Here is a 15,373-nt window from a genome sequence, read left to right on the forward strand (position 1 = left end):
ACCATTCCAAGCCTTTGATTGTAGCAGTTATCTTTCACGGCGGCAGATAAAAACCCCTGCTCATGAAACCTGTCACTGCGGGCTTGACCCGAAACCCCGCATGTATCACGTTCAGGCCCTCACTTGCGCCGCACGACCCGAACTCCGGCCACGTCGGCGGCGACCGACATGGCGCGTGCCACCTGGCGCGTATTGCTCACTTCGATGGTAAAGGTCATCCAGGCGGTGCCCTTGAGCGACTGCGTTTTCACCCCGATCACGTTCATCTTCTCACGTGCGAAAACCTCTGAAATGTCGCGCAACAGGCCCTGCCGGTCCTGCGCCTGCACCACCACGTCGACCGGGTAGACCGGATCGGCACCCGCGCCGGCGTTACTGCCCTGCCCGTCCCACTGCACCTCGATGACGCGGCCGGGGGATTTGCGCCGCAGGTGGGCATAGTCGGGACAATCCAGGCGGTGCACGCCCACCCCTTTGCCGCGCGTGACGAAACCGCCGATCTCATCCGGCGGCGCCGGCTTGCAACAGCGGGCCAGATGCGTCATGAGCGATTCCATGCCCACCACCAGTACCCCGCCGCCGGCTTGGCCGGCCGCGCTGCGCGGCTTCTTCAGCCAGGGCTGCGCCGCATCGGCTGGCGCGGGTGGCAGCAAAGGGCGCAACTGGGCTTCGATGGCGCGCAGCGAGAGTTCGTCCTTGCCGACTTGCTCAAACAAGGCCTGAGCCGACGGCAGACCCAGACTCAGCGCCAGATCGTCAAATTTCAGCGCCGTTCGGCCCTCGCGCTGCAGCAGCTTTTCCACCGCTTCGCGGCCACGCGCCATGGTGTGTTCCAGCGCCTGGGCATTGAACCAGGCGCGCACCTTGCTCTTGGCGCGGTGGCCCACCAAGTAGCCCAGTTCGGGGTTGAGCCAGTCGCGCGAGGGGCCGCCCTCTTTGGCCGCCGTGATCTCCACCGTCTGGCCATTTTGCAAGGGCGTATTGAGTGCGACCATGACGCCGTCGACGCGCGCACCGCGGCAGCGGTGCCCCAAATCGGTGTGCACGCTGTAGGCGAAGTCGAGCGCGGTGGCGCCTTGCGGCAACTCGACGATCGCAGCTTCTGGCGTGAGCACGTAGATGCGGTCGTCGAACAAGTTCTGCCCGGCTCCGCTGAGGTCGCGCTCCCAGGCCAGCAACTGGCGCAGCACGGCGATTTTGGCGTCGTATTCAGAGCTGGCCGACACCCCTGCATATCCTTTGGTGCCGGCTTCCTTGTAGGCCCAGTGCGCGGCCACACCGTGTTCGGCGTGCTCGTGCATGGACTGGGTGCGAATCTGAATCTCGAACGCGCGGCCCTGCGCGTCGCGCACCACGGTGTGCAGCGACTGGTATCCGTTCGGCTTGGGCTTGGCGATGTAGTCGTCAAACTCCTCGGGCAGCGGCGCGAATTGGGCGCTCACATGCGCCAGCACCGCATAGCAGTCTTGCACCCGCGCCACCACCACGCGCAGCGCGCGCAGGTCGAACACCTGATCGAAGTCGAGCGACTTGCCGCGCATCTTCTTTACGATGCTGTAGATGTGCTTGGGGCGGCCCTGCACGCTGGCGACGATGCCCAGGTGCAACAAGTCTTGTTCGAGCCGCTGGCGCACCTGCTCGACGTGGGCTTCGCGCTCGATGCGCTTTTCATCCAGCAGCCGCGCCACTTCTTTGTAGGTTTGCGGCTCCAGAAAACGAAACGCCAGATCCTCCATTTCCCACTTGATCTGCCAGATGCCCAGGCGGTTCGCCAGCGGGGCGAAGACCTGCAGCGACTCGCTCGCCAGCGGCACGCCGGGGTCGATTTTGCTGGCGGCAAAATAGCGCAGCGTCTGCAAGCGCGAGGCCAGACGCAGCATGACCACGCGCAGATCGCGCGAGAACGACAGCAGCATCTTGCGCACGTTCTCGGTCTGGCTGGCCGCCAGTTCGGATAGCGGCGCCTTGTTGGGCGAAGCCAGCGGCAAGGCCTGCTCCTGCGCCGCCAGCCGCTCTTCTTCTTTTCTGGCCTGCACCTGTGCGGCCTTGATGCGCGCCTGGCGCTGCAATTGGAGCAGCTTGGTGGTCTCGACCGCCAGCGCGGCGAAATTCTCGCCAAAGGCCTTGGCAATCACTTCTTGCGGGCGGTTCAGGTGCTGGCAGGCGTAGACCAGATAAGCGGCTGCCTGCATCGCCTCGGAGCCGCCAATGTCACGCAAAATGGCCGCTACCGCGTCGGCATGCGCCAGCATGTTTTCGCCGCTGTCGAGCTGCTGGCAGGCCAGCAAGGGTTCGGCAAAAGCGCGCGCGCGCGCCAGCGCCTGCACCTGCTCGGGCAGACTGGCGGCGGTGGCCGCGACAATCGGCGCCGCTGGCGCCGCAGGCGGCGCCAGCGGCGCCGACGCGGCGGGCAGCGAACGCCTCATCAGGGCGCGCAGGTAATTTTTCATGCCGCGTTCAAAAACGCTTTCACCACCGCAAGCTGATCGGCCGCAACCAGTGTGGGGGCGTGTCCGACACCGGCAAACTCGACGCAGTGCGCGCGCGGGCCGCGAGCCGCCATCTGGGCCGCCGTGGCGCGGCTGAGCAAATCGGAGTCGGCCCCGCGCAGCAACAGCGTACGCGCCGCAATGGCGTCATACTGACTCCACAGCGCCGCCTGGGCTTGCTGCACCAGCGGCGCAGCCGCCTCGGCCAGGGCCTGAAAAGGCAGCGCGATGGCCGGGTCGTAGTGCAGCCACCAGCGGCCTGCACGCTCGCGCAGCATGGGGCCAGACAATGCCAGCCACTGCGCAGGCGTGTGCGGTCCGAACGCACCGGAGATCGAGCGCAAGTAATCGATCGCCTCTTGCGCACTGGCAAACGACGGGTTGCGCCCCACGTACAGCGCCATGCGCTGCAGCGCCGCCAACTCGATCACCGGGCCGACGTCGTTGAGCACCAGGCGGCGCAAACCCAGTCCGGGTTGGGCCGCCAGTGCCATGCCAATCAGGCCGCCCAAGCTGGAGCCGACCCAGTCCAGGCTGGCGTCTGGCAGCTCGCTGCGAACGTGCTGCACCAACGCGAGCAGGTCGGCGGCGTAGGTGGGGATCTGGTACGCCAGCGGATCGTCCAGCCAGTCGCTCTCGCCCCGACCGGCGACGTCGACCGCCAGCACATGTGAGTCCGACTGCATGGCCTGGGCCAGCAGGTCGAAATCGCGTCCCTGGCGCGTCAGTCCATGAACGCAGATCAGCACCCGGCGGCAGGCCGCGTCGGCGGCCGGCCAGACCCAATAGGCCATGCGACGCGGGCCGCCCGTGCGTGCCAGAGGCCCGCCCGGCTCCAGATGGCGCAGCAGCGGCGCGGTGCCGATTCGATTCATGGGGTGGGTCTCCGGGATGATTCGAGATTGTCCATTAGGCGCAGATGCGATGCTGTTTGAATGAAGGAACAATCTCGGATAATGGATCGCTGTTCGGACGCTGCCTTGTGCGATCGTAATTCAAAGCCGGTACCGGCCAAGGGTGCGGCGCATCGGCGCAGCGCATTCAAAAATTCAAACATCTGGTCTTCACGGGAGTTTTTTCATGCTTGCAAACAAGACCGCACTGGTCACAGGATCGACCAGCGGAATCGGACTAGGCATTGCCAAAGCGCTGGCGCGTCAGGGCGCGCGCATCGTGCTCAATGGTTTTGGTGACGTGCAGGCAGCGCAGGCCGAAATCGCCGCACTCGGCGCCGAGGTGGACTACCACGGCGCCGACATGAGCCAGCCAAAAGAAATCGCTGCCATGATGGCGTTTGCCGCTGTGCGCTTTGGCCAGGTCGACATCTTGGTCAACAACGCGGGCATCCAGCACGTGGCACGGGTGGAGGATTTTCCGGTCGAAAAATGGGACGCGGTATTGGCCGTCAACCTCAGCAGCGCTTTTCACACCACGCGGCTGGCACTGCCGGCCATGCGCGCGGCCAACTGGGGCCGCATCATCAACCTGGCTTCGGTGCATGGTCTGGTGGGGTCGGCGGAAAAATCGGCCTACGTGGCGGCCAAGCACGGCTTGATCGGCCTGACCAAGGTCACCGCGCTCGAGACCGCCACCACCGGCGTGACCTGCAACGCGATCTGCCCGGGCTGGGTGCTCACGCCGCTGGTGCAACAGCAAGTCGATGCGCGCGCCGCTGCGCTGGGCATCTCGAACGAAGAAGCAAAAAAAGTGCTGCTGCGCGAGAAAGAGCCGTCGATGCAGTTCACCACCGCGCAAGAACTGGGCGAACTGGCGCTGTTTTTCTGCTCGGCGGCAGGCAACAACGTGCGCGGCGCGGCCTGGAACATGGACGGCGGCTGGGCAGCGCAGTAGCGCGGCAGAACGGCTCGCGTCACGGCACCCACCATCTGGCGCGACGGCCCCCGTTCCGCTTGTTCTTCTTCTCCCGCGAGGAGCCACGGATTCACGTCCATGTGGCACATCCCGAAGGTCAAGCCAAGTTCTGGTTCACGCCCTCTCGGTACACCGGGCCAAGGGCATCGGCCTGTCAGGTATCGAACTTCAGCAGGCGCAGGCAGTGGTTGAGGCTCACATCGAGGAGACCCAAGATGCATGGAGCCATCACTTCTGGGGTGGTATTTGAGCCGCAGCGGCGCTCAAACCAGCCGCACCGCGGCTCCATTGCCACGCGCCACGATGCTCCCAATCGGGTACACCGTCTCGCCCAAGTCACGTAACGTTTGCGCGCAGGCGGCGGCTTCTTCAGCGGCCAGCACCACCACCATGCCAATGCCGTTGTTGAAGGTGCGGTTCATCTCGGCATCGTCGATCCCGGCCGTGGCTTGCAGCCAGGCAAACAGCTCGCTTTGCGGCCAACTGCCTTTTTGCAGTTGCGCGGCGCAGCCGTGCGGCAGCACACGCGGAATGTTCTCCAGCAGACCGCCGCCGGTGATGTGCGCCAGCGCCTTGATGCCTGGCCGCGCACCCGCCTTCGGTGGGTGCGCGGCCAGTGCGGCCAGCACACTTTTAACGTACAAGCGCGTCGGCGCCATGACGGCGTTCCGAAACGGCTGGCCATCCAGCGTGTGCGGCAGCTCATGGCCGGCGCGTTCGAGGCACTTGCGCAACAGGGAAAACCCATTCGAATGCACGCCGTTGGATGCCAAGCCCAGCACCACGTCGCCGGCTTGCACGTTTTGTCCGCTCAGAATTTTCGACTTTTCAACCACGCCGACGCAAAAACCCGCCAGATCGTATTCGCCCGTCGGGTACATGCCCGGCATTTCGGCGGTCTCGCCTCCAATGAGCGCGCAACCGCTTTGCTCGCAGCCCTTGGCAATGCCGCCGATGACGGTGGCGGCCGTCTCCAGTTCGAGCTTGCCGCAGGCAAAGTAGTCCAGAAAGAACAGCGGCTCGGCGCCCTGCACCAGCACGTCGTTGACGCTCATGCCGACCAGGTCAATGCCTACCGTGTCGTGCATATTCCAGGCAAAAGCCAGCTTGAGTTTGGTGCCCACGCCGTCGGTGCCGCTGACCAGCACCGGCTCTTGGTAGCGCTTGGGCACTTCAAACAAAGCGCCAAAGCCGCCAATACCTGCCAGCACACCTTCACGCAGGGTTTTTTTCGCCAAGGGCTTGATGCGCTCGACCAGTGCGTCGCCGACGTCGATGTCGACGCCGGCGTCTTTGTAGGAAATAGGGATGGGCTGGGTCATGGGTTTCGGGCTGCAGCGTGGCAGCAATGCAAGAGATTTTCTGACTAACCGCTGGCAATGCTCAGCTTGGGCAGCCCGCCAGGGCGATGGGAACTAAAATTTGCCTCAGATTTTAAGGCTTGGCCCGTGCCAGCCGGTCGCCACGCCCAAGCCACCCACCCATGACCTTCACTCCAAACCAGATTCGTGCCGCCAGTTGGGCGCTGATTGCAGTGGCAAGCTGGCTGCTGCTGACGCTGCTGGCACCGGTGCTGACGCCGTTCCTGCTTGCTGCGGTGCTGGCCTACGCGCTGCACCCGCTGGTCGAGCGCCTGCATGCGCGTGGCCTGCCGCGCTGGCTGGGAGCCGGGCTGGCCATTGCCCTGCTGATGCTGCTGCTGTTGGCCATTTTGCTGCTGATCGTGCCGGTGATCACGCAACAAGTGCCGCTGCTGCGCGATCAGTTGCCCGCCTTGCTCGATCAGCTCAACCTCTGGCTGGTGCCGCTGGCGGCGCGCTTTGACATTCAATTGAAGATCGACGTCGCACTGGTGCGCCAGTGGTTGGGCCAGATCTTCGCCGGCCGCGAGACGGCTCTGCTCGAAGGTCTGTTGTCGTCGCTGCGCATCGGCGGCAGCGTGCTGGCAGCGGTGTTTGGCAACCTCATCCTGATGCCCATCGTCGCTTACTACCTGCTGCTGGATTGGGCGCGTCTGGTCGATCTCACCAAGCTGCTGATTCCGCCGCGCTGGCGCGAGCGCGTGCAGAGTTTTCTGGATGAAACCGACGCGGTGCTCGGCCAGTACCTGCGCGGCCAGTTGCTGGTGATGGCGGTGTTGGCGGTTTTTTATACCGTCGCGCTCTCGCTGGTGGGGTTGGACCTGGCCTTGCCGATCGGCGTCTTCACCGGTTTGGCGGTGTTTGTGCCCTACCTCGGTTTTGGCGTCGGCCTGGTGCTGGCCTTGCTGGCGGCGCTGCTGCAATTTCAGAGCCTGTTTGGCGTTGCGCTGGTGGCCGCGATTTACCTGCTGGCACAAGTGGTCGAGAGCATGTACCTGACGCCCAAGCTGCTGGGAGAGCGCATCGGCCTGCACCCGATTGCCGTCATTTTTGCCTTGCTGGCGTTCGGTCATTTGCTTGGTTTTGTCGGCGTGCTGATTGCCTTGCCGGCCAGCGCAGTGCTGCTGGTGGCGATCCGGCGTGCCCGCCAGGGTTATATGGCCAGCAGCCTGTATCTGGATCAACCCGCGCCTGCGGCTCAAACCCTGCCGGCGCAGTTGTCACAAAACCGCCAGCCATGAACGCCGCGCCCGTTTGCATGAAACAACTGGTGCTCGACATGGGGCTGGCCCCGGTGCCAGGCTGGAGCAATTTTGTCGTCGCCGCCGGCAACCAGGAACTGCAACAGCACCTGCGCAGGTGCACCGAGCAGCCGCTGTCGTCGCCGGCACCGACCTGCCTGTGGGGTGAGAGCGGCAGCGGTAAGACGCATGTGCTGTCTGCGGTGCGCCAGTCGCTGCTTGAGCAAGGCAGTCAAGTGGGCTGGCTCGACGCCACCACACTTGCCCCCGGCGCGTTTGACGAGCGCTGGGACGCGGTGCTGCTCGACGACTGCCAGCGCTACAGCGCCGAACAGCAGGCGGCGGCCTTCAACTGGTTCATCAACGCCCAGCACCCGGCGCACGGCCCGGTGCGCTGGGTGCTGGCAGCGGCCGACCGGCCACCCACCGACCTGGATTTGCGCGAGGACTTGCGCACCCGGCTCGGCTGGGGCCATGTGTTCCAATTGCGCACAGCGAGCGAGACCGAGCGCCGCGCCGTGCTGCGCCGCGCCGCCGACGAACGCGGCGTTTTGCTGGGCGACGAGGTGATGGAATTCATGCTCAAGCGCTTCTCGCGCGACCTGAGCAACCTGATGCGGCTGCTCGACCAACTCGACGTCTACGCCCTGCGCACGCAGCGTGCCATCACCATCCCACTGATCAAATCGATGCTGGAAAACGAATGAGACTGACCCTGTTCGACCTAGACCACACCCTGCTCCCACTCGACTCCGATCACGCCTGGGGCAAATTTACCGTAAGCCTGGGCTGGCGCGACGCCGAACACTTCAGCCGCGCCAATGACCAGTTCTACGCCCAGTACCAAAACGGCACGCTCGACATCGGTGAATACATTCGCTTTGCCACCACCGCCTTGCGCGAGCGCGGCCTGCAGCAAGCCAGCCAGGCACATCAGCGTTTCATGCAAGCGGTGATCCAGCCCGCACTGCACCCCTGTGCGCTGGAGCTGGTACGCGCGCACCAGGCGGCCGGCGACGTGGTGGTGATCGTCACCGCCACCAACGACTTCATCACCCGCCCGATTGCCCAGGCCTTTGGCGTCACCGAGCTGATTGCCACCGAACTCGAACGCGACGCGCAGGGCAATCCCACCGGCGCCATTCAGGGCACGCCGTCGTTTCGCGCCGGCAAGGTCGAGCGTGTGAAACAATGGCTGAGCGCACGCGGCCAAAGCTGGTCCAGCGTGCGACACAGCACCTTCTACAGTGACTCGATCAACGACCTGGCGCTGCTCGAGCACGTGCAACTGCCGGTGGCCACCAATCCGGACGCCCGGCTGCGCGAAATTGCCTCCGCGCGCGGCTGGCGCATACTGGATCTTTTCGAATGATCAAAAAATTCATTGACAAGCTGCTGGACAAGACCGGCGCTGCCTTGGGCCGACGCACCGGTCCGTTTGGCAGACGCGAGGACGTGCGCGCGCAGGTGCACGGCATCGACCGCGCACTGGTCGATCAGCGCGCGCTCGACGTGGTGCACACCCTCAAGCAGGCCGGTTTTGAGTCCTACATCGTCGGCGGCGCAGTGCGCGATCTGTTGCTGGGCTTGCGCCCGAAAGACTTCGACGTCGCCACCAGCGCCACGCCCGAGCAGGTCAAGAGCCTGTTTCGCCGCGCCTTCATCATTGGGCGGCGCTTTCGTATTGTGCACGTGGTATACGGTCGCGGGCGCGAGCACGAAATGATCGAAGTCTCGACCTTTCGCGCCTACCTCGACAGCGCCGACGCCGAACAAGTCAGCGGCAACGAGCGCAGCAGCAAGGGCGAACTCGCCGGCATGAAGCACGCGGTTGACGCCAGCGGTCGCGTGCTGCGCGACAACGTCTGGGGGTCGATCGAGCACGACGCCGCGCGGCGCGACTTCAGCATCAACGCCATGTACTACGACCCCGAGACGCAGCTCGTGGTCGACTTTCATCACGGCATTCGAGACGCCAAAAAACGCACGCTGCGCCTGATTGGCGACCCCGTCACGCGCTACCGTGAAGACCCGGTACGCATCATGCGCGCCGTGCGTTTTGCCGCCAAGCTCAGCGCCCTGGGCTTCAAATTCGACCCCAAAACCAGCGCGCCGCTGCTGGCTTCGCGCAGCCTGCTGGCCCAGGTGCCGCAAAGCCGCCTGTTCGATGAAATGCTCAAACTGCTGCAGACCGGCCACGCGCTGGCCAGTGTCGAGCAGCTCAAGTCCACCGATCTGGCCAGCGGCGTCTACCCCTTGCTCGACTTGGTGGTGCAACGCGCCGACGAGCCCTTCGTCAAACTGGCGCTACAAGACACCGACCGCCGAGTGGCGGAAGAAAAACCGGTGGCGCCGAGCTTTTTGCTCGCCTGCGTGCTCTGGAGCGATGTACGCAAAGGCTGGAGCCAGCGCCTGCAACCCCGCCCCGGTCAACGCCCCGCCACACCGGTGGCGGCGCTGCAAGACGCGGTCGACGAGGTGTTCGACGCCCGCATCGGTGACGTCTCCGGCCGCGGCAAACTCGGCGCCGACATGCGCGAGATCTGGATGATGCAGCCGCGCTTTGACAAGCGCGTCGGCAGCGGACCCTTCAGCCTGGTCGAGCAAGCGCGCTTTCGGGCCGGCTACGACTTTTTGCGCCTGCGCGCCCAGGTGGGCGAGGTGGAAGAAGAACTGTCCCACTGGTGGGAAACGTTCCAGCACGCCAGCGACGACTTGCGCGCCGACATGGTTGACGCGCAACGGCGAGAAAACCTGGCTAGGCCCGCCAACGGCAAGGCGCGCCGCGTCAAACGCAGCGACAGCGAGCACCCGAACCAGGCCAACGCGCCCGCTGCGCCGCTGCGCGCGGCCGAGCAAGACCAAGACGGCGACGAACAGCCGCCGTTGACGGGAGATGCCGCCGCGGCAGTGCAAAATCCAGAACCGGCCAAAAAACGCCGACGCCGCCGGCGCAGCTCAGGTGAGGCGGACGCAGCGCCGTACCCCGTGCCGAGCGTCAAGCTCTGAACCGCACAGCCCGCGATCGCCCCGGGAACACGCCATGCGTCGCGACCCCGTGACCGCCTTCGTGGCCTTAGGCGCCAACCTGGGCGACCCCGAGCAAGCCCTGCGCCATGCGCTGGCGGCACTGGTGCAAACCGCTGGCGTGCAGTTGCTGCAAGCCTCCAGCCAGTACCGCAGCGCACCGATAGACGCCAGCGGGCCCCATTACCACAACGCGGTGGCGGCAGTGTCCACCACCCTGAGCGCGCCCGAACTGCTCACCGCCCTGCAAACCCTGGAACAACAAGCCGGGCGCCAGCGTGCGCAGCGCAACGCGCCACGCACGCTCGACCTGGACTTGCTGTTGTTTGGCAGCGCACGCATCGAATCGCCCTGGCTCACCGTGCCGCACCCGCGCATGTGGAGCCGCGCTTTCGTGCTGCTGCCACTGGCCGAATTGGCACCCGAATGGGTGAGTGAGCAGCAGTTGCAAGCGGTACGCCAGCAAGTGATCGAGCGGCTTGCGAACGGGCCAGACGCGCTGGTGTAGCGTTGCGCGCTTGATGGCACCAATAAAACCGATCAATTGGCGTGTGCGTCCGAACGCCATGCGCTGCTTGCTGGTCTGAGCCGGCTCAAGCCGGCTTGCGCCTCAGCCACAGCAGCAGCGCAAACGATACGATCGCGACAAAGCTCAGAAACGACCAGTTGGCGATCGACAGTCCAAGAAAAGTCCAGTCGATCTTGGTGCAATCTCCGGTGCCGCGAAAAAGCATCGGTATGACCCGGCGCAGCGGAAAGGCCTCGATCATGCCAAAGAAGTCGCGTCCGCAGATGAGCACCTCGGGCGGGTACCACTGCAACCAACTCTGGCGCGCCGCCACTGCGGCGCCAAAAGAGGCCAGCACAGCCGTCAGCACCACACAGACGGCGCGCACCGTTGGCCCACGCACGGCCGCACCCGATGCCGCTGCCAGCGCCACCCCGATCAAAGCGTAGCGCTGCACAATGCACAGTGGACACGGCTGCAAGCCCAGCACGTGTTGCAAGTACAAACCAAAACCCAGCAGAGCAAGGCAAGCCAAAGCCAACAGCGCCAGCCAGCGACGCGGGTGACGCGCCAGGCTGCTCCAAAGATTTTTGCAAAAAGTAAGAAACAAACCGGAATCCTGATTTTGATGAGCGCAAGGCCGACCCAGCCGCTACAGCCTTGCGCACGGTCAGCGACCGACCAGCGCTGCTGCGGTCAGATATTCTCCCTCACAAACAGTTCCCTGCGCCTGGGCTGAAACGCCCGCCTACGGGCGCCACTTAGCGCCGGTCAAAAATCTGATCGAATACGGCTCCGGTGGCGAAATGTTCGCGCATGGCCGGACCCCAACCTCCAAACGCCTGCTCGATCGTGAACAGATTCAGCCTGGGGAATTGCTTGCTGTGCTTGGCAAATGCCGTTTCGGAGCGCGGGCGGAAAAAATGCTTTCCCACAATGTCTTGCCCCACCTGGCTGTACAGATACTCCAGATAAGCGGTGGCGACGGCGCGCGTACCCCTTCTGTCTACATTTCGGTCCACCACGGTGACCGGTGGCTCGGCCAAAATGCTCAGCGACGGATAAACCAGCTCGAACGGTTCGGCTCCCAATTCCCGCTTGAGCAAGTGGGCTTCGTTTTCCCAGGAAACGAGCACATCGCCCTGGTTGCGTCTGGCAAAAGTGACCGAAGAGCCGCGTGCTCCGGTATCGAGCACCAACACGTTGCGATAGAGCCGAGTCACAAAATCCCTGGCCTGGGCTTGGCCACCAAAGCGGCGTCTGGCGAACTCCCAAGCCGCCAGGTAATTCCAGCGTGCACCACCGGACGTTTTCGGATTCGGCATGATGACCGATACGCCCGGCCGGACCAGATCGTCCCAATCTTTGATTCCCTTGGGGTTGCCGCGGCGTACCACCAGTATCATGGTCGAGGTGTAGGGTGAGCTGTTGTGAGGCAGGCGCTGTTGCCAGTTCTCGGGCACCCAAGCTCCGTTGACGTGCAACGCATCGATGTCAGCAGCCAGAGCCAGCGTGGCAACGTCGGCCGCGAGTCCGTCGATAATGGAGCGCGCCTGCCTGCCCGAGCCGCCATGCGACTGGTCGACGCGCACAGCCTGGCCCGTTCTGGCATTCCAGTCACGGGCGAATGCCGCGTTGAATTCAACGTACATTTCTCGCGTCGGATCGTACGATACGTTGAGTAAGGTCTGCGTTGATTGGGCCCGGCTTGCCAGCGTCGTCCCTGCCAGAGCCAGGGCCAGTGGAAGCTTGATAAAGTGGCGCCGTTGCGTCATATGGTTTTCCCCTTTAAAGTGACGGTCGAACTGCGGTGAGGGGAAGTTTATCGGCGCAAGCTAAAAACCAAAACGAATAAAAAATTATTTGTTTATATCAAATACACCTTGTAGTAACAAAAAGTCATACACTCATGTCGCGCACCATCCACTGCATCAAACTCGGCAAAGAAGCCGATGGCCTGGACTTCCCACCCTACCCGGGCGAACTTGGCAAGCGCATTTACGAGCAGGTCAGCAAAGAGGCCTGGGCCGCATGGCTCAAGCACCAGACCATGCTGCTGAATGAAAACCGCCTCAACCTGGCCGATGCGCGGGCGCGCCAGTACCTGGCGCGGCAAATGGAAAAGCATTTTTTTGGCGAAGGCGCCGACGCAGCGGCCGGCTATGTGCCGCCACCCGGTCCGAACTGAACGGGCTCGGTTGAACCCAACTGCCGCTGTGTCTGAGTCAGCGGACCGTCACGCCTTGGTGATCGGCGCCGGCCTGGCCGGTGCGGCCCTGTGCGCGGCGCTGACGCGGCGCGGCTGGCGCATCACGCTGCTGGAGGCCGCCGCCGGCCCGGCGCAAGCCGCCTCAGCGCTGCCGGTGGGCATGCTCAGCCCGCACCTGACGCGCGCGCCCACGCCCTTGTCGCGTCTGTGCGAACTCGGCCTGGCTGACGCCCGCGCCGAACTGGAGCAGTTGCTGGCGCCTGGTCAAGGCTGGCAGCCGTGCGAGGTGGACAACCTCGGCCACGCCAGCGGGCGCTGGCCGGCCGCCCTGGTGCGCCCAGCGGCGCTGGTGGCGGCCTGGCTGGCGCAGGCCAGCGCGCACCCGTCGTTCAAGGCCCGCTGGCAGACCCGCGTAGCCCGGCTGCTGCCACCCGGCGGCGCGCCGGATGCACAAACACGCGGGTGGCGCGCGCTCGACGCCAATGGCTGCGTCGTCGCTCAGGCGCCGGTGGCGGTGGTGACGGCGGCATTTGGCAGTCTGGCCCTGCTGGGCGATTCGCTGCCCGGCCTGACCGCTGCGGCCCTGCCCTTGCGCCCGGTCAAAGGTCAGCTCAGCCTGGCCGCCTTGCGGGGCCCGGCGCTGGCGCCGCGTCCGCAGCGAAACAACGGTGTGTTCGTGCCCTGCTACCAAGACAGCGGGCTGGCACCGGCATGGCCCACGCGCATCTGGGCGATGGGATCGACCTACCGGCGCGGCGACGCCAGTTGCACAATCGAGTCGGAAGACCACGAACGCAACGCGCTCAGCCTGGCGGCCATCGACGCGGCGGCAGCGCTAGGCTTGCGGGACGCCGCTGCCAGCGGCGAATTGCTGGGCTGGGCGCAGGTGCGCTGCGCCTCGCTCGACCGGCTACCGCTGGTGGGCGCGCTGCCCGATCTCTCGGCCCTGCAGGCGCTGATGGAGCAAGCGGGTGCGCGGCGCGGCCGCCTGACGCTGGAGCAAACGCCGCGCTGGCCCGGACTGTTTGTGCTGGCGGCGCTGGGCTCGCGCGGGCTGACACTGGCGCATTGGTGCGCCGAGCGGCTGGCTGCGCGCATCGACGCCGAAGCCCCCTGCGCCCTTGACCCCGATCTGCTGCGCGCGCTGGACCCAGCTCGCTTTGCCTGGCGACTGGCGCGCCAGCAACCCCGTCCCGCTGGCGCTTGAGACGCCTGCGGGACGGGGCTGCCAGGCTCAATCTGCAAGCCCAAGGCCAGCACCACCCGGTGCAGTCGGCCGATTGGGATCGCTGGCGTTGTCGGCAGTCGGATCGGTCGCATTCTCTGGCTCATGCGGCTTGCCAGATGCCTTGGCCTTGAGCTTTTCTTCCTTCTTTTTCTTCTTGGCCAGCTCGCGCTGGCGTTTTTCGTAGCCGTAATTGGGTGTGGGCAAAACAGTCTTTCGGGTCGGTTGATCAAAGGGAGAAGTCAGAGCACGTGTAAGGCCTGCGCCAGGTCGGCACGCAGGTCTTCGACGTTTTCCAGTCCGACGGCAAAGCGTACCAGAGCACCGGCGTGTGGCCAGGGTCGGGTTCGAATCGACGATACATCATAAGGGGCGCATAAACTGATCGGGCCAGCCCAGCTCCAGCCCAGGCGAAACAGGCGCAGACGATCGCACCAGTCGTCGATGCGGCGCTGATCCAGGGCCGGGTCGAACACCACGCTGAACAAACAGGCGGCGGCACTGGCGCTGCGTTGCCAGTGCGCGTGCCCGGGCGAGCCCGGCAGCGCCGGATGCAGCACCTGCGCCACGCCGGGCTGGCGGCTCATCCAGGCCGCCAATTCACGCGTGGCAGCGTCTTGCGCGTGGTAGCGCAGCGCCAGCGTGTTGAGTCCGCGCAGCACCAGTTCGGCGTCGTTGCCCGCCACGCCCAGACCCAGGCGCATATGGGTCATCAACAATTGCTGGTGCAGCGCTGCGTCGCGTGTGACCACTGAGCCCATCAGCACGTCGGCGCCGCCGCTGGGGTATTTGGTGAGTGCCTGCATCGAGACATCGACACCCAACTCAAAGGCCTTGAAGGCAACGCCAGCGCCCCAGGTGTTGTCGAGTGCGCTGACGATGGCACGCTGCGCCGAGCGGGCCGCGTTGGCTTGGCGCAGCGTCGCCACCAGTGCGGGCAGATCGGGAAATTCGAGCGTGATCGAGCCCGCCGCCTCCAGCCAGACCAGGCGCGTGGCCGGACTGATTTTGGACGCCAGATCGGCCGCATCGAGCGCGTCGTAATAGCGGTGGCTGATGCCCCAGGCGGCCAGCTCGGTGGCGACAAACGATTTACCGGGGCCGTAGGCGTTATCCGGCAGCAGCACCTCGTCGCCACAGCGCAGCAAGGCCATGTCAACCAGCGTCAGCGCCGACAGTCCGCTGGGACACAGCACGCAAAAGCGCCCGCCTTCCAGCGTGGCAATGCGCTCTTCCAGCGTGAAGGTGGTGGGTGTGCCGTGCAGGCCGTAGGTGTAGCCGCTTTTGTCGGCCCACTGCCGCGTGCGCAGCGCATGCACGCTGGGAAAAATTACCGTCGAGGCTTTGTATACGCCGGGAGCGACGGCGTCAAACCCCTGCGGAGGACGATAGGGATGGTGAATCAGGTCGGTGGGTAATTCGCTCATGCCGGACAAGGCGT

General features: G+C 64.9%; 15 protein-coding genes. 8 read left to right on the forward strand and 7 right to left on the reverse strand.

What is annotated here, in order from left to right:
* Nucleotides 1-119 precede the first annotated feature (119 nt).
* On the reverse strand, nt 120-2,426 hold the full coding sequence (locus tag EST26_RS05570; RefSeq protein ID WP_291066076.1) for a bifunctional (p)ppGpp synthetase/guanosine-3',5'-bis(diphosphate) 3'-pyrophosphohydrolase: 2,307 nt from the start codon (nt 2,424-2,426) through the stop codon (nt 120-122).
* Between the two features lie 20 nt (nt 2,427-2,446).
* Nucleotides 2,447-3,364, reverse strand: coding sequence for an alpha/beta fold hydrolase (locus EST26_RS05575; RefSeq protein WP_291065988.1), 918 nt, complete (start codon nt 3,362-3,364; stop codon nt 2,447-2,449).
* Nucleotides 3,365-3,569: 205 nt separating this feature from the next.
* On the opposite strand from EST26_RS05575, the gene EST26_RS05580 reads away from it, so the two are divergent.
* Nucleotides 3,570-4,340, forward strand: coding sequence for a 3-hydroxybutyrate dehydrogenase (locus EST26_RS05580; RefSeq protein ID WP_291065989.1), 771 nt, complete (start codon nt 3,570-3,572; stop codon nt 4,338-4,340).
* 284 nt (nt 4,341-4,624) lie between these two features.
* Here EST26_RS05580 and purM read toward each other — a convergent pair whose 3' ends face one another.
* Nucleotides 4,625-5,683 (reverse strand): phosphoribosylformylglycinamidine cyclo-ligase, encoded by a 1,059-nt coding sequence (purM, locus tag EST26_RS05585; protein WP_291065990.1) that lies wholly within the window; start codon nt 5,681-5,683, stop codon nt 4,625-4,627.
* Nucleotides 5,684-5,844: 161 nt separating this feature from the next.
* Between purM and EST26_RS05590 the strand changes: the two genes are divergently transcribed.
* From EST26_RS05590 to folK, 5 genes are read left to right on the forward strand one after another with little or no spacing between them, the layout of a single operon-like run.
* A complete protein-coding gene (locus EST26_RS05590) occupies nt 5,845-6,963 on the forward strand; it encodes an AI-2E family transporter (RefSeq protein ID WP_291065991.1) in 1,119 nt (372 codons plus the stop codon).
* A 17-nt stretch (nt 6,964-6,980) separates the two neighbouring features.
* Entirely contained in the window at nt 6,981-7,670 is a 690-nt protein-coding gene (hda, locus tag EST26_RS05595; protein ID WP_291066078.1) for a DnaA regulatory inactivator Hda, read from the forward strand.
* The gene (locus EST26_RS05600) at nt 7,667-8,335 is read left to right on the forward strand and encodes an HAD family hydrolase (RefSeq protein ID WP_291065993.1); all 669 of its coding nucleotides are present in this window, start codon (nt 7,667-7,669) and stop codon (nt 8,333-8,335) included. Before hda ends, EST26_RS05600 begins: the two co-directional genes overlap by 4 nt.
* Nucleotides 8,332-9,972, forward strand: coding sequence for a polynucleotide adenylyltransferase PcnB (gene pcnB, locus EST26_RS05605; RefSeq protein WP_291065995.1), 1,641 nt, complete (start codon nt 8,332-8,334; stop codon nt 9,970-9,972). Before EST26_RS05600 ends, pcnB begins: the two co-directional genes overlap by 4 nt.
* 34 nt (nt 9,973-10,006) lie before the next feature.
* A complete protein-coding gene (gene folK, locus EST26_RS05610; protein WP_291065997.1) occupies nt 10,007-10,498 on the forward strand; it encodes a 2-amino-4-hydroxy-6-hydroxymethyldihydropteridine diphosphokinase in 492 nt (163 codons plus the stop codon).
* An 85-nt stretch (nt 10,499-10,583) separates the two neighbouring features.
* Here the strand turns inward: folK and EST26_RS05615 are convergent, their stop codons facing one another.
* Together EST26_RS05615 and EST26_RS05620 are read right to left on the reverse strand one after the other, a co-directional pair.
* Nucleotides 10,584-11,108 carry a disulfide bond formation protein B gene (locus tag EST26_RS05615; protein WP_291065999.1) on the reverse strand — a complete coding sequence of 175 codons (525 nt, stop codon included), beginning with the start codon at nt 11,106-11,108 and terminating at the stop codon, nt 10,584-10,586.
* A gap of 151 nt (nt 11,109-11,259) precedes the next feature.
* On the reverse strand, nt 11,260-12,273 hold the full coding sequence (locus tag EST26_RS05620) for a sulfate ABC transporter substrate-binding protein (protein ID WP_291066001.1): 1,014 nt from the start codon (nt 12,271-12,273) through the stop codon (nt 11,260-11,262).
* A gap of 134 nt (nt 12,274-12,407) precedes the next feature.
* On the opposite strand from EST26_RS05620, the gene EST26_RS05625 reads away from it, so the two are divergent.
* Both EST26_RS05625 and EST26_RS05630 read left to right on the forward strand, forming a co-directional pair.
* On the forward strand, nt 12,408-12,686 hold the full coding sequence (locus EST26_RS05625) for an oxidative damage protection protein (protein ID WP_291066003.1): 279 nt from the start codon (nt 12,408-12,410) through the stop codon (nt 12,684-12,686).
* Nucleotides 12,687-12,714: 28 nt separating this feature from the next.
* Nucleotides 12,715-13,914, forward strand: a complete 1,200-nt coding sequence (locus EST26_RS05630; RefSeq protein ID WP_291066004.1) for an FAD-dependent oxidoreductase — start codon at nt 12,715-12,717, stop codon at nt 13,912-13,914.
* A 27-nt stretch (nt 13,915-13,941) separates the two neighbouring features.
* On the opposite strand, the gene EST26_RS05635 is transcribed toward EST26_RS05630, so the two are convergent.
* Nucleotides 13,942-14,139 carry a hypothetical protein gene (locus EST26_RS05635; protein ID WP_291066006.1) on the reverse strand — a complete coding sequence of 66 codons (198 nt, stop codon included), beginning with the start codon at nt 14,137-14,139 and terminating at the stop codon, nt 13,942-13,944.
* 35 nt (nt 14,140-14,174) lie between these two features.
* Nucleotides 14,175-15,359 (reverse strand): PLP-dependent transferase, encoded by a 1,185-nt coding sequence (locus EST26_RS05640; RefSeq protein WP_291066007.1) that lies wholly within the window; start codon nt 15,357-15,359, stop codon nt 14,175-14,177.
* Nucleotides 15,360-15,373 lie beyond the last annotated feature (14 nt).

This window comes from Hydrogenophaga sp. (assembly GCF_014773545.1).
In the GTDB taxonomy this organism is placed as follows: Bacteria; Pseudomonadota; Gammaproteobacteria; order Burkholderiales; family Burkholderiaceae_C; genus Hydrogenophaga.

Bases quoted from the DNA above. Each gene is read 5' to 3' on its own strand.
- EST26_RS05600 (WP_291065993.1), top strand. From the start codon at position 7,667: ATGAGACTGACCCTGTTCGACCTAGACCACACCCTGCTCCCACTCGAC.
- purM (WP_291065990.1), bottom strand. From the start codon at position 5,683: ATGACCCAGCCCATCCCTATTTCCTACAAAGACGCCGGCGTCGACATC.
- EST26_RS05590 (WP_291065991.1), top strand. From the start codon at position 5,845: ATGACCTTCACTCCAAACCAGATTCGTGCCGCCAGTTGGGCGCTGATT.
- EST26_RS05625 (WP_291066003.1), top strand. From the start codon at position 12,408: ATGTCGCGCACCATCCACTGCATCAAACTCGGCAAAGAAGCCGATGGC.
- EST26_RS05575 (WP_291065988.1), bottom strand. From the start codon at position 3,364: ATGAATCGAATCGGCACCGCGCCGCTGCTGCGCCATCTGGAGCCGGGC.
- folK (WP_291065997.1), top strand. From the start codon at position 10,007: ATGCGTCGCGACCCCGTGACCGCCTTCGTGGCCTTAGGCGCCAACCTG.
- EST26_RS05580 (WP_291065989.1), top strand. From the start codon at position 3,570: ATGCTTGCAAACAAGACCGCACTGGTCACAGGATCGACCAGCGGAATC.
- pcnB (WP_291065995.1), top strand. From the start codon at position 8,332: ATGATCAAAAAATTCATTGACAAGCTGCTGGACAAGACCGGCGCTGCC.
- EST26_RS05570 (WP_291066076.1), bottom strand. From the start codon at position 2,426: ATGAGGCGTTCGCTGCCCGCCGCGTCGGCGCCGCTGGCGCCGCCTGCG.
- EST26_RS05640 (WP_291066007.1), bottom strand. From the start codon at position 15,359: ATGAGCGAATTACCCACCGACCTGATTCACCATCCCTATCGTCCTCCG.
- EST26_RS05620 (WP_291066001.1), bottom strand. From the start codon at position 12,273: ATGACGCAACGGCGCCACTTTATCAAGCTTCCACTGGCCCTGGCTCTG.
- hda (WP_291066078.1), top strand. From the start codon at position 6,981: ATGAAACAACTGGTGCTCGACATGGGGCTGGCCCCGGTGCCAGGCTGG.